We start from the raw sequence: 12,683 nt of genomic DNA on the forward strand, positions 1-12,683 counted from the left end.
ACGAAAGCACAGGCTTTCCCACTCACTGCTCACTCCCCCATCACTCACCACCGCATGGTGTCATTCGGCTGGTGTGAAAACTCTAGACAGGCCGGCGATTCTGCGGCTTATCCCTTCCCTCCATTGATGGAGCACCATGGCTACTCTGAAGAAAACAGCACGCAAGCGCGCCGCCGCCGCCAAGGACGACAATCTGCAGGCTCAGGCCGAACGTCTCTCGAAAAGCCTGGGTGAATCCGCGCAACAAGTATGGCTAGCCGGAGTAGGTGCGTTTGGACGCGCCCAAGCCGAAGGCGGCAAGCTGTTCGAGACCTTGGTGAAGGAAGGCCTTTCGCTGGAACAGACCACCCGCAAGCTGGCGGGCGGCCGCGTCGAAGCGGTGCGGGACGCCGTGGAGAGCACGGTGGGTCAGGCCAAGGAACGCGCCACCGACACCTGGGACCGGTTGGAAAAGGTATTCGAGGAACGCGTGCAGCGCGCCCTGCGCCGGTTGGAGGTTCCCAGCCGCGAGGACCTGGGTGCGTTGATCGACCGCGTGGATGCGCTGAACGGCGAACTGCGCAAGCTCGGCGGCATCCCCACCGCACGTAAAAGTCCGGCCCCCAAGACGGCGAAGCCCAGCAAGACCACCCGCGCGGCCAAAAGCGCCAAAAAAACGTCACCGGCCAAGCCCGTGACGAAGGGCGCAAAGCGAGCCAGCACTAAGTAAACGGTGTGTTCCGCCTATCGCCGCCTGGCACCTGAAAATATTGTTGCAAGGCAGCATAGAAAAGCGTAACAATCGTTCTAGCCCGCCAGTCCACACGAAGTACGTATGCTCCCCTCCCCTTACGACTTCGGACTGGCGGGCTTTTTCGTGGGCCTGGGAAAAGCCGCGCGGCGGTTGCCAGCAATATCCCAGCAGGTTCCCCAAGGCGGATCTCCTGCACAATAGGGAGAGCTGATTTGCACTTGATCCGGCTGCCGTTCCGCGCAGATCCAATGCTCAACCGACGTCGCTTTTTTGCTCCTTCCATGTGCTGGGATAGTTGTTTCGAGCATGCCTCAAGCCCGCGGACTGTTTGGAACCTGATGTCTGGCGGCTTGCTGCCTCCTAATGCGAACTGAACCTTTCACTTGTATCGGTGGCGTCCTGACAGACACCGATAGTGCCGCTGGTTAGAATCGCGATCTCACGAAAACGATTTCCGAAAGGACTCATGCCTGTTTGGCTTCCCGGATTGGCCGTCACCCTGTTGATCGGCACCGCTGCAACCGCGTACCTCTGGCTCATACGCCGCCGCAACGATGAGATGGCCGCCGGACTGCATGCCCTCTCGGGCTTGCGTTGGCGCGAGTTCTCACGCCTGGTACTCGATGCAATGGCGCTCCGCGGATTGATCGAAGTGGTTCCCGACGGCCAAGGATCACGTGAGCCCCAATCCACCTTTGTGCTCAATCGCGATGGCAAGCGCTGGCTGCTTTCGTGCAAACACGGATCCGCCTACCGCATTGCGGCGGCACCCGTGGTCGAATTGGCCGCCGGGGTGCGGTTGAGCAGTGCCGCGGGCGGCATCCTGGCTACTGAAGGTCGTGTCGAGAAAGAAGGACGCGAAGCCGCCCAAGGCAACAACATCGAGGTGCTGGACGGCCCGCGGTTGTGGCCCGAGGTGAAACCGCTGATCGAGACCTCGTTACGGGATGAGATCGTGAGCTTCGCCAGCGCACGCGCCAAGCGCCACATCGGCATCAGTTGGTTGGCCGCGTTCGCCGCAGGGGCGCTGGTCACGGTAGCGGTGGTCAATTATCTAGCTACGAACAGGCCGGCAGCTCCCATCGCCTCGACGCCTGCACCCGCGGCTCCCGCCGCCAACACCGGCGCCGTGACCGTCGCCCCGTATCCCACCGACGAAGAGCTAGCGGACCAGCGTGCAAAGGTGCTTCTCAACATCAATCAGACTCCGGGCCTCGCTCGTGGTTTCTGGCAGACGTCGCTGACTTTGTCGGTTGACCGTATCGCAACGGAACAAGAAGTCTGGCCGCTCATCTGCAAAGAAGTGGAACGGTTTCCCGCCCTACGCAATGTGCGCATACAGCTCAATCCTCCGCCCGGCAGCGACGAGCCGGTGCGCTGGCGGCAATGCAAGACGATGTGAGGAGGCAAATGGTGAAGAGTCAAGAGTAAATGGTGAGAAGCGACCGATGCTTTTCCACTTTGCTACTTACCCTTCACTATTTGCCTGACTTCTCCTCACCAATGCACGCCACGCATCAACGCAGCGAAGGCGATCTGTTCCTGACTCGGTGTCTCGTCCTTCAGCGCTTTGCGATCGCCCTTGGCGGCGGCGGAATCGGGGAATAGCTCGAAGGCGGTATTCATCACCACCTCGTAGGCTTTCGGAGCCAGGGCGTTGATCAGCGCGGCGAAGATTCCCAGACGGGTCGCTATGCGGCTTGGCTTTTCAATAATGGCCTTGACCAGCAGATCGGCGGCTTCTTCCGGCGTCAAGGTCGGCACGCTGTCGTACATCTTGGTCGGAGCGATCATGGGTGTCTTCACCAGCGGCATGTTGATGGTGGTGAAGCTGATGCCTTTGCCCGACAGTTCGCCTTGTGCGCAGCGGCTGAACGCGTCCAACGCCGCTTTTGATGCCACGTAAGCCGAAAAGCGTGGCGAATTGGCCAGCACGCCGATCGAACTGATGTTGATGATGTGGCCCTTGCGGCGATGCGTCATGGTCGGCATGAAACCCATGATCAAGCGCAGGCTACCGAAGTAGTTCAGCTGCATGGTGCGCTCGAAATCGTGGAAACGGTCGTAGCTGAGTTCGATCGAACGGCGGATCGAACGGCCCGCGTTGTTGATCAGGATATCGACATGCCCATGCTCGTCGAGCACCTGTTTGACCAAACGATCGCAGTCGGCCATGTCAGACAGATCGGCGGTGTAGGCGAAGACCTTGCCGCCCCGGGCCTTCATGTCGTCACGCGCCTTGAACAGCTCCTCCTCGCCACGGGCAACAATGATCGTGACAGCGCCCGCATCGGCGACGCGCTGTGCCGTCGACAATCCAATACCTGACGAACCGCCGGTAATCACCACTACTTTGTTGCGGACCTTTCCCTTGAGGGTGCGGTCGACGAACAGGTCCGGATCCAGGTGGCGCTCCCAGTAATCCCATAGCCGCCAAGCGTAATCGTCCAGGCGCGGCACGGCGATTGAGGTGCCCTTTAGCGCCCGCTCGGTCTCGCGGCTGTCGAAGCGGGTTGGATAGGTGATGAACTTCAGCACTTCCTTGGGAATCTTGAAGTCGCGCAGCAGCATGCCGATGAAACGTCGGACCGGCGGCAGGTTGCCCATCGCCATGCGGATACCGCTGGGCACGAAAGCGAACATGCGCGCATCCAGGCGCATGGTCATCTCGGGTGCGTGACCGGCGCGGCAGAACGTGTTCAGTACCTCTCCGACCCGCATCGGTTCCGGATCGGTGAGATGGAAAGTGTGGCCATCCAGCTTGGGCTTGTGCGCGATGTGGTCCATCGCATCAGCCACGAAATCCACCGGCACGATGTTGATGCGGCCACCTTCGATGCCCAGCACGGGCATCCATTGCGGCAGCATCTCGCGCAGTTTCTTGATCAGCGTGAAGAAATAGTAAGGCCCGTCGATCTTGTCGATTTCGCCGGTCTGCGAATGCCCTACCACCATCCCCGGACGATAGATGCGCCATTTGAAACGCGTCTCGTTGCGAACCAGGCCCTCGGAATCATGCTTGGTGCGCAGATAAGGATCGTCCAGACCCTCGGCTTCCTCGAACATATCCTCGCGGAACACTCCCGGATATAGTCCGGCCGCGGCGATGGAACTGGTGTGGTGGAAGGTGCCCACTTTCAACGCTGCCGCCAAGTCCAAGGCATGCTGGGTGCCGTCGATGTTGGCCGCCTTCTGGGACTCCGGGCTGGCGGTCAGGTCGTAGATGGCAGCCAGATGAAAAAAATGTTTCACCTTGCCGGACAAACTCCGCAGTTGCGCGGGCGTAAGACCGCACTTTGGCTGGGTCATGTCGCCGTGAACCACCGAGATGCGTTTCATGTCCCAGCCGGCTTTCTTGGCGATGGCGTCGAACTTCTTCTGCGAGTCCTTGCGGACCAGCACATAGATCGGAGTCGAAACCGCCGTGCCGTTGCGCTTGAGAAGATTGCCAACCAGATAGCGGCCGATGAATCCCGTGGCGCCAGTGACGAAGTAGCTCATGGAGTACAGCCCTTGGGTATGTGGGCTCAGCCCCTCCGCCGAACCCCTTGGCCTACGTTGCCAGAGCCGGCAACGTTCGACAATCCCGGCGCTGATTGACCCTGGTGACGGCGCGTGGTGTCATGGCGGCGTTCTTCGGGAGGGAATATCCATGGCTGATTCGAAAAGTTCATTAGAGCAGGCGTTCGAGCAGGCGTCCAAAGACATCCAGGGATTGGCCGAACGCCCCGACAACGACACCCTGTTGCGCCTCTACGCGCTGTACAAGCAGGGTTCGGAAGGCGACGTAAAAGGCGACAAGCCGGGTTTCTTCGATTTCGTAGGCACCGCCAAGTACGAAGCCTGGGCCAAGCTGAAAGGAACACCGCAGGAAGAAGCGCAAAAAAAATATGTGGATCTAGTGAAGAAGCTCACCGCCTAGTGGCGCGCGACACTCGCCAGCGGATCCTCGATGCATCGCTTGCGATGTTCAACGCGCAAGGCGAGCCTCACGTCACTACCAACCACATCGCAGACGAGCTGGAAATCAGCCCGGGCAACCTGTACTACCACTTCCGCAACAAGGACGACATCATTGAGCAGTTGTTCGCCCGCTACGAAACGCGGATGGATGCTGCGCTCACCGCGCCTGCCGATCGGCTGCCGGGATTGGAAGATATCTGGCTACAGCTGCATCTGATCTTCGAATGCATCTGGGACTACCGGTTTTTATATCGTGACCTGGTGGAAATCCTCAGCCGCAACCGCCGCCTGCGCATGCGCTTCGCCCGCATCCTCAAGCGTGCCGACGACAGTGCCCATGCGGTGATGCGAGGTCTATCGAAAGCGGGCGTGATGCGCGCTTCCGCCGCCGAACTGGCCAGCACGGCGACCAACGTGCTGGTTATCGCTACCTTCTGGCTCAACTACGCCTCCGCGCGCGGCGACAAGGACGAACAAACCGCCATCCGCCACGGCATCGTGCAGGTCATGATGCTGATCGCACCCTTCCTGCGTGATGCGGAACGGGTGCATTTGAATACCTTGATACAAGCGTATTTGGATTGAGCCGGAACAGTTCGCAGGCGTGATTCGCGGGACGAGGCGAGCACTCGGCCCAAGTCCGGTGGGTAGTCAACATACGGCTAACACCCGCAAAAGTGACAGTGACTTTGTCCACACGCGTGGTGCATGGCCACTCTCCAGACTGACACTTCACCCGCCAGACCCGGTTGGCTATGAAACAGCGCTTGGCAAAGATAAGTGGCGCGACCAGAGGCTGGCTGTGCAGCACAGCATGGGTGTTGTGTTCGATGCTTCCGCTTGTTTTGCATGCCACGCCACGGACCTCGCCGCTGACGCACGACATGGCGGCGTTGCTGAAGGAAGAAGAACTGACGGGCGCGGTCTGGGCAACGGTTGATGCCGACGTCTCCCCCGCCATCACCGTGGGTGCCGCAGGGCTGAAGCACGCACGTACAGGGCAACCGCTCACAGCGGAGGATCGCGTGCACGTCGGTTCGGTCGCCAAGACGCTGTTGGCCGCGGGCATATTGCGGTTGGTCAGCCAAGGTCGGCTGCAGTTGGACGCGCCCGTTTCGGAGCTATTGCCGGACATCAAGTTCGACAATCCATGGGCATCCAGCGATCCGGTTCGGCTACGCCATCTGCTGGACCACACCGCCGGTCTGGACGACGCCCATCTTTGGCAGATCTTCAGCACTCAGGCGCAGCCAGACACGCCGCTGGCGGATGCGTATAGCCGAGATGGTGGCGCCCTGCGCATCCGTAGCCGGCCCGGTACGCGTTTTTCCTATTCCAACACCGGATATGGCTTGCTGGGCCGCATCGTCGAAGCGGTGACCGGAGAAAGATACGAGCGTTATCTGGATGCTCACCTGTTGCGGCCGCTGGAAATGCACGACAGCACCTTTGGCTTCGTTTCCCAGCAGGATGATCCGCGCCTGGCGATGGGTCATCTGGAAGAATCCGTGCCGCATGCGGCCGCGCCGATGTATCTGCGCCCCGCTTCACAACTCACCACCACGGCCGAGGACATGGGAAAGTTCGCACGCTTCCTGATGAGTGATGGCCGCATCGGCGGCGCTGCATTCATCGACGCCGCTCTGTTGCGGGCGATGGGCCAGCCCGCCGGCACGGAAGCCGCACAAGCCGGGCTAACCGCCGGCTATGGCCTCGGCCTGCAAACGCGCGACCGCCATGGCGTGGTCGGCCTGTGCCACGGCGGCAGCACCATAGGCTATCGCGCCATGCTGTGCTTGTTTCCCGAACAACAGCGCGCGTTCTTCCTATCGATCAATACCGACAGTGAAACAGCCGACTACGGCGCGCTGGACAAGCGCCTGATCGAGGCATTGGACATCACCGCCGCCGCTCCGTCGCCTGCTACGCCGGCGAATGTCGAGATCGCAAATTGGGAGGGCTTCTACGCCCCGGTCCCGAATCGATTCGCGAGCTTGAGCTGGATCGATACCACGCTCAACTTTGCCCAGCTCAAGCAAAACGGCTCCGCGCTGCGACTCAAACCCGCTTTCGCGCCGGGTGTGATGTTGACGCCTGTCGGTGGAGCTTTGTTTCGTGCGCCAGATCGCGTCATGGCGTCGCATGTGTTGCTGAAGACGGCGAGCGGCACGCGAACATTCAGTACGGGCTCGCAGAGCTACGATCGGATTCCAACGGTGAAGCTCGCATCGCTTTGGCTGAGCCTGGCTCTCGGCATGCTGGGCCTGCTCCATCTGCTCACCGCCGGCGTTGTCCGTCTGCTGATGAGACGCTTGCATGTCTCACAGCCAGTGTTTCTTCCAAACCTGGGAGTATTGGCGCTGTTGCTGACGCTGCCACTGTTCTTCGGTCAGTCCTTCCTGCAGCTCGGCGACCTGACGCTTGCGAGCGGCGCATTGGCAGTCACCACCGCAGCGCTTCCGCTGACGATGATGGCAGGATTGCTGCTTCATCTCAGGCGTCGTCCGGCAGGCCGGCCCGCCTTCATCGATGCGCTGGCCATGCTGGCTGTCCTGCAGTGGACGCTGGTGTTGACTGCCTGGGAAATCCTGCCATTGCGGCTCTGGGCCGCCTAGCGAATAACCGGCTGGGTTCCGTAGCTCCTTATTGCCCGCAAACCCAGCTTTTCAGGCAGTCGATCAGGCTCGGCCGTTGCGGACGGCACGTTTGGCAGCAGGTTTGCGAACGGGGGTATTGCGGGTGCGCTTGGCGGTGGTCTTGTTGGCTGGCTTGCGTGCGCGCGGCTTGGCCATGGATTGCGGCTTCAGGCCCAGCTTGACCAGCACAGGCGCCAGTCGCGCCTCCACATCGGCGCTGAACCGCCCGATCCGTGCTTCACCCTGCTGACGCGCGCTGGCGAGACTTTCCACAACGCCGACCTGAGCCTGGCTGGCCAATCGGTCGGCTTGCTGCTTCAACGTTTCCACTTTGTGCGCCGCATCGTTGGCAGCGTTGACCGCCCCGCGGCGAGCAATCGAGACCAGGCCCAGGCCGGCCAACCAAAGGTGCCGCAATGTGGTTTCCTGAGATTTGGATCGGGAGTTCTTTCTTGCAGTCATGACGACATCTCTATCACCGGCCCGGACGGGCGGCTCCGGCGAAGGATGCTGCCGGCCGGGTATGGAGCAAACACACTACTGGTGTCGCGTCCCGTTCGTAGGAGCGCCGTCCCGGCGCGAGCCCTTCGATGGATCAACGTGAACCCTGGCGAAGAGCTCGCGGCGGGACGCCGCTCCTACAACAACACAGGGACTTGTCAGCGGCCAGCTACCCAGCCATGCTCCGAGTCTCCTGGAGGGGAACACAACATGGCGGGAAAATCATCGAAATGGGCGCCGTTTCCGCACGATGCGAAAGCATTCTCCTATGCGGGCGACGCATTGAAGAAAGCCTGGCCGGCCTTGCATGCCGGAGACAACGAACCCTATCCCGATGCCAAGCGCGCGCAGGCTTTGATCGATGCCGCAGGCAAGGCCGCCAAAGGCGCGGATGCTGCTGATCTGTCGGCCAAGCTGCAGGACGCGTGGCGCGCATTCCACCGCGGAGATTTTCAGGCCGCATTCGAGATCGGCGAGCCTTTAGGTGCTCTGGGCACGTCAGTAGCCGTCAAGGCGCTGGGCATCCACGCCACTTATCTGGTGGAGGATGAAGCCGAACAACTGAAGCGTTTCGACCAAGCCGCCAAATTGGCCGAAGCCGCCATCAAAGCGCTACCCGACGAAGCCAACAGCCACTACCGCTACGCATTCGCACTGGGTCGTTATAGCCAAGGCCTGAGCATCACCAAGGCGCTGAAGCAGGGTATCGCCGGCAAGGTGCGCGCCGCGTTGGATACCGCCTTGGAACTGGCGCCCAAGCATGCCGAGGCGCATACCGCTCTGGCCCTTTACCACGCGGAGATCATCGGCAAGATCGGCGCGATGATCGGCGGATTGACGTACGGCGCGAAAGCGGCGGAAGCCGAATCGCACATCAAGACTGCGTTGAAGCTGACCCCCGACTCGCCTATCGCGCACGTTGAACATGGCAACGTGCTGTTGCTGCTGTATGGCGACAAGAAAGAAGACGCGGCGGCCGGCGCATTCGAAAAAGCCGGAAAGTTGAAGCCCAAGGATGCGATGGAAGCGCTAGACGCGGCATATGCGAACGCGCAGCTTGAATAGAGTCTTCGTGGGTGCGGCCCTGGCCGCATTGCCGATGTTTTGCCAAGCGCAGTCGCCGCCGGCGGCCCCGGCGATGCCCGCCGCCGATGCGGCGGAACCTTCAGATACATTGCGTGATGCGCTGACTTGCCGCACCACTGCTGCCGACATCGCAGGGCTGTTGCCACGATTGCGCCAGGAACGCCCGTCCGAATTCGTACAGACCGAACGCCAGTATTCGGAGCCGGTGATGGACTTATACCGATTGAACGAACCGGTGCATGCGTGGGGTCACGACAGCGATGCGGTGGTGATAGCGGCCAATCGCGTCCTGATTGCGGTGGAAGGTCCGCTGGAACAGGCGGCCATGCATCTGGAACAGGCGCTGGAACAAAGTCGCGATACTCCGCTGTCCAGCGCCTTCGACGAACAACATGCCCTGGTGGTCTACGCTGCGGAACAGCCAGGATTGGAAGATCACGTGTTGATCGGCTGCGAATACCGCATCCCCGACCTGTCGTTGCTGGACGATCCTCTGGATAGCTGGCGCAAGGCCACGCTGCCCTTACCGCCAAGCCCGGTACCGCAACCGCCTGGCGAATAAGCCAAGCCTGCTGTCGTAGGAGCGGCGTCCCGCCGCGAGCTCTACGGTCAGATCGCGGTAGAAGCGAAGAGCTCGCGCCGGGACGGCGCTCCTACAGGGTTATCCGCATCGCTGTTGTGGGAGCTGCCTCCGGCCGCGAGCTCTTCCTGTCAGAACACGCCAAAGGCAAACGCTCGCGCCGAGACGGCGCTCCTACAAGGTTATCGACTTCGCTGTTGTGGGAGCTGCCTCCGGCTGCGAGCTCTTCCTGTCAGAACACGCCAAAGGCAAACGCTCGCGCCGAGACGGCGCTCCTACAGGGTTATCGGCAGCGCCGTTGTGGGAGCTGCCTCCGGCTGCGAGCTCTTCCTGTCAGAACACGCTAAAGGCAAAACCTCGCGCCGAGACGGCGCTCCTACAGGGTTATCGGCTTCGCTGTTGTGGGAGCTGCCTACGGCCGCGAGCTCTTCCTGTCAGAACACGCCAAAGGCAAACGCTCGCGCCAAGACGGCGCTCCTACAGGGTTATCGGCTTCGCTGTTGTGGGAGCTGGCCCCGGCTGCGAGCTCTTCCTGTCAGAACACGCTGAAGGCAAAACCTCGCGCCAAGACGGCGCGCCTACAGGGTTATCGGCAGCGCCGTTGTGGGAGCTGCCTCCGGCTGCGAGCTCTTCCTGTCAGATCGCGCCTGAAGCGAAGAGCGACGAAAGCCCGCTGTTCACCACCCGGCGCGGGACGGCGCTCCTACCCGGCTCTGGGCACTCTTTCGCGCCGGTTTTGGCCGCCCTCCCCCGGCCTGGCGACCCATCGCCCCTCGCCCATCGACGCCGCCTAGCACAAATTTTCAATCAGGCGCTAAAGGTTTTTTCGGTAGCGCCGTTATTCATTTCACCAACGGGGGCGACTAGCCATCCACAAAAAACCGGCAGCACTCCCGTTCCATTCCGCCGGGACCTAAACAAGAGGAGACGACCCATGGCACAGGTAATCAACACCAACACGATGTCACTTAACGCTCAGCGCAATCTGAGCACCAGCGGTGCTTCGCTGGCTACCACTATTCAGCGCCTGTCTTCGGGCTTGCGCATCAACAGCGCCAAGGACGATGCGGCCGGCCTGGCCATCTCCGAGCGCTTCAGCACCCAGATCCGCGGCCTGGACGTTGCGGTTCGCAACGCCAACGACGGCATCTCGCTGGCCCAGGTCGCAGAAGGTTCGCTGACCGAGATCGGCAACAACCTGCAGCGCATCCGCGAACTGGCCGTACAGTCCGCCAACGCCAGCAACTCCACGTCCGATCGCGCCGCGCTGAACGCCGAAGTCGATCAGCTGATCTCCGAAATCGACCGCGTCGCCAAGCAGGCGGACTTCAACGGCACCAAGCTGCTGGACGGCTCGTTCACCAGCCAGCTGTTCCAGGTCGGCGCCAACGCGGGCCAGGCCATCGCCATCGACAAAGTGGTCGATGCGCGTGCGGCATCGCTGGGCAACGTCAAATTCGCTGCCGTCACCACCGCCACCACCGGCGCCGCCGTCGCGGCTGCCGACAACAACCTGACCGGCCTCACCATCAACGGTGTGGTCGTGGACCGGGTCGAGTGGAAGAACGGCGCCAGCGCATCGCAAGTAGCCGGCAGCATTGCCGCCGGCATCAACGCCAAGATCGGCGAAACCGGCGTGTACGCCTCGGTGGACGCTTCCAACCAGATCTCGCTGACCTCGGTGAAAGCCGGCAAGGATTTCACCTACGCCGCCGGCACCTTGGGCACCGCGGTGGAAGTCGGTCTGACCGGCATCGCAGCTTCGGTCACGGCGGCGGCTTCAGCTTCCACCTTCGCCAAGGATTTGGACGTCTCCACTTTCGCTGGCGCCCAAAAGGCGCTGGAAGTGGTCGACGCCGCGCTGACCTCGGTCAACGGTGCGCGCGCCGACCTCGGCGCCATCCAGAACCGCTTCACCTCGGTGGTCGCCAACCTGCAGACCAGCTCGGAAAACCTGGCCGCTTCGCGTAGCCGCATTCGCGATACCGACTTCGCCAAGGAAACCGCCGAACTGACCCGCACCCAGATCCTGCAGCAGGCCGGTACGGCCATGCTGGCCCAGGCCAACCAGGTACCGCAAAACGTTTTAAGTCTGTTGCAACGCTGAACCAGGCGTCCCCGGCGGCACGGCGGGGGACGTTCCATCAACTCAACCCTCCGTGCAGCAACCGCCTAAGGAATCGCATTCATGGCACAGGTAATCAACACCAACACGATGTCGCTCAATGCTCAGCGCAATCTGAGCACCAGCGGCGCTTCGCTGGCCACCACCATTCAACGCCTGTCGTCCGGCTTGCGCATCAACAGTGCCAAGGACGACGCGGCGGGTCTGGCCATCTCCGAGCGCTTCAGCACCCAGATCCGCGGCTTGGATGTCGCGGTTCGCAACGCCAACGACGGCATTTCGCTGGCCCAGGTCGCCGAAGGTTCGCTGACCGAGATCGGCAACAACCTGCAGCGTATCCGCGAGCTGTCGGTGCAGTCGGCCAACGCCACCAACTCGGCTTCCGACCGCGCCGCCTTGAATGCGGAAGTCAAGCAGCTGTCGTCCGAAATCGACCGCGTCGCCAAGCAGTCCGACTTCAACGGCACCAAGTTGCTGGACGGTTCGTTCACCAGCCAGCTGTTCCAGGTGGGCGCCAATGCGGCGCAAGCCATCGCCATCGACAAAGTCGTCGATGCCCGCTCGCAGTCGCTGGGCAACGTCAAGTTTGCCGCCGATGTCACGGGCGGAGCGATCGCCACCGCCGCCGCTGATGGCAGCGTTGCCGGCCTGACCGTCAATGGCGTGGCCATCGACACCGTTTCCTACACCAACGGCACGACGGGTGCGGATATCGCCAAGACGCTGGCCACCGCGATCAACGCCAAGATGGGCGAATCCGGCGTGTACGCCACGGTTGGCGGCGCCGCCAACAACGAACTGACCTTGAACTCGGTGAAGGCCGGCAAGGATCTGGTCGTCGGTGGCACGGTGACAGGCTCGGGCCTGACCGCCGCTACCACCACGGCCGCCGCCGGCACCGCCCAGTTCGCCAAGGACCTGGACATCACCACGTTCGAAGGCGCGCAGAAGGCACTGGAAATCGTCGACGCCGCGCTGACTTCGGTCAACGGTGCCCGCGCCGACCTGGGTGCGGTGCAGAACCGCTTCACCTCGGTGGTCGCCAACCTGCAGACCAGC

Annotated in this window: 11 protein-coding genes; 9 read left to right on the top strand and 2 right to left on the bottom strand. The window is 61.9% G+C overall.

Annotated elements, in window-relative coordinates:
* Positions 1–136 precede the first annotated feature (136 nt).
* Both AADW18_RS04140 and AADW18_RS04145 read left to right on the top strand, forming a co-directional pair.
* Positions 137–709 carry a phasin family protein gene (locus AADW18_RS04140; RefSeq protein WP_337342071.1) on the top strand — a complete coding sequence of 191 codons (573 nt, stop codon included), beginning with the start codon at positions 137–139 and terminating at the stop codon, positions 707–709.
* Between the two features lie 490 nt (positions 710–1,199).
* Positions 1,200–2,135, top strand: a complete 936-nt coding sequence (locus AADW18_RS04145) for a restriction endonuclease (RefSeq protein WP_337342072.1) — start codon at positions 1,200–1,202, stop codon at positions 2,133–2,135.
* A gap of 95 nt (positions 2,136–2,230) precedes the next feature.
* Here AADW18_RS04145 and AADW18_RS04150 read toward each other — a convergent pair whose 3' ends face one another.
* On the bottom strand, positions 2,231–4,234 hold the full coding sequence (locus AADW18_RS04150) for an SDR family oxidoreductase (protein WP_337342073.1): 2,004 nt from the start codon (positions 4,232–4,234) through the stop codon (positions 2,231–2,233).
* Between the two features lie 151 nt (positions 4,235–4,385).
* Between AADW18_RS04150 and AADW18_RS04155 the strand changes: the two genes are divergently transcribed.
* The 3 genes from AADW18_RS04155 (at position 4,386) to AADW18_RS04165 (ending at position 7,311) form a co-directional block, all read left to right on the top strand.
* Positions 4,386–4,655: an acyl-CoA-binding protein gene (locus AADW18_RS04155; RefSeq protein ID WP_337342074.1), complete on the top strand. Its 270-nt coding sequence runs from the start codon at positions 4,386–4,388 to the stop codon at positions 4,653–4,655.
* Positions 4,655–5,281, top strand: a complete 627-nt coding sequence (locus AADW18_RS04160) for a TetR/AcrR family transcriptional regulator (protein WP_337342075.1) — start codon at positions 4,655–4,657, stop codon at positions 5,279–5,281. The genes AADW18_RS04155 and AADW18_RS04160 overlap by 1 nt, the downstream gene beginning before the upstream one ends.
* A 245-nt stretch (positions 5,282–5,526) precedes the next feature.
* A complete protein-coding gene (locus AADW18_RS04165; RefSeq protein WP_337342076.1) occupies positions 5,527–7,311 on the top strand; it encodes a serine hydrolase domain-containing protein in 1,785 nt (594 codons plus the stop codon).
* A 63-nt stretch (positions 7,312–7,374) separates the two neighbouring features.
* Here AADW18_RS04165 and AADW18_RS04170 read toward each other — a convergent pair whose 3' ends face one another.
* Positions 7,375–7,794, bottom strand: a complete 420-nt coding sequence (locus AADW18_RS04170; RefSeq protein ID WP_337342077.1) for a hypothetical protein — start codon at positions 7,792–7,794, stop codon at positions 7,375–7,377.
* Positions 7,795–8,043: 249 nt separating this feature from the next.
* Between AADW18_RS04170 and AADW18_RS04175 the strand changes: the two genes are divergently transcribed.
* The 4 genes from AADW18_RS04175 to AADW18_RS04190 form a co-directional block, all read left to right on the top strand.
* Entirely contained in the window at positions 8,044–8,898 is an 855-nt protein-coding gene (locus AADW18_RS04175) for a hypothetical protein (protein WP_337342078.1), read from the top strand.
* Entirely contained in the window at positions 8,891–9,481 is a 591-nt protein-coding gene (locus AADW18_RS04180) for a hypothetical protein (protein WP_337342079.1), read from the top strand. Before AADW18_RS04175 ends, AADW18_RS04180 begins: the two co-directional genes overlap by 8 nt.
* Before the next feature lie 952 nt (positions 9,482–10,433).
* Entirely contained in the window at positions 10,434–11,606 is a 1,173-nt protein-coding gene (locus AADW18_RS04185; protein ID WP_337342080.1) for a flagellin, read from the top strand.
* Between the two features lie 81 nt (positions 11,607–11,687).
* The coding region (locus AADW18_RS04190) for a flagellin (RefSeq protein WP_337342081.1) at positions 11,688–12,683 on the top strand (996 nt) is incomplete at its 3' end.

It is taken from the genome of Pseudoxanthomonas sp. CCNWLY206-1 (assembly GCF_039710385.1).
Classification (GTDB): Bacteria; Pseudomonadota; Gammaproteobacteria; order Xanthomonadales; family Xanthomonadaceae; genus Pseudoxanthomonas_A.

Excerpts from the sequence above, each read along its gene's own strand:
- AADW18_RS04140 (WP_337342071.1), top strand. The coding sequence starts at position 137 with ATGGCTACTCTGAAGAAAACAGCACGCAAGCGCGCCGCCGCCGCCAAG.
- AADW18_RS04145 (WP_337342072.1), top strand. The coding sequence starts at position 1,200 with ATGCCTGTTTGGCTTCCCGGATTGGCCGTCACCCTGTTGATCGGCACC.
- AADW18_RS04150 (WP_337342073.1), bottom strand. The coding sequence starts at position 4,234 with ATGAGCTACTTCGTCACTGGCGCCACGGGATTCATCGGCCGCTATCTG.
- AADW18_RS04155 (WP_337342074.1), top strand. The coding sequence starts at position 4,386 with ATGGCTGATTCGAAAAGTTCATTAGAGCAGGCGTTCGAGCAGGCGTCC.
- AADW18_RS04165 (WP_337342076.1), top strand. The coding sequence starts at position 5,527 with ATGCTTCCGCTTGTTTTGCATGCCACGCCACGGACCTCGCCGCTGACG.
- AADW18_RS04170 (WP_337342077.1), bottom strand. The coding sequence starts at position 7,794 with ATGACTGCAAGAAAGAACTCCCGATCCAAATCTCAGGAAACCACATTG.
- AADW18_RS04175 (WP_337342078.1), top strand. The coding sequence starts at position 8,044 with ATGGCGGGAAAATCATCGAAATGGGCGCCGTTTCCGCACGATGCGAAA.
- AADW18_RS04185 (WP_337342080.1), top strand. The coding sequence starts at position 10,434 with ATGGCACAGGTAATCAACACCAACACGATGTCACTTAACGCTCAGCGC.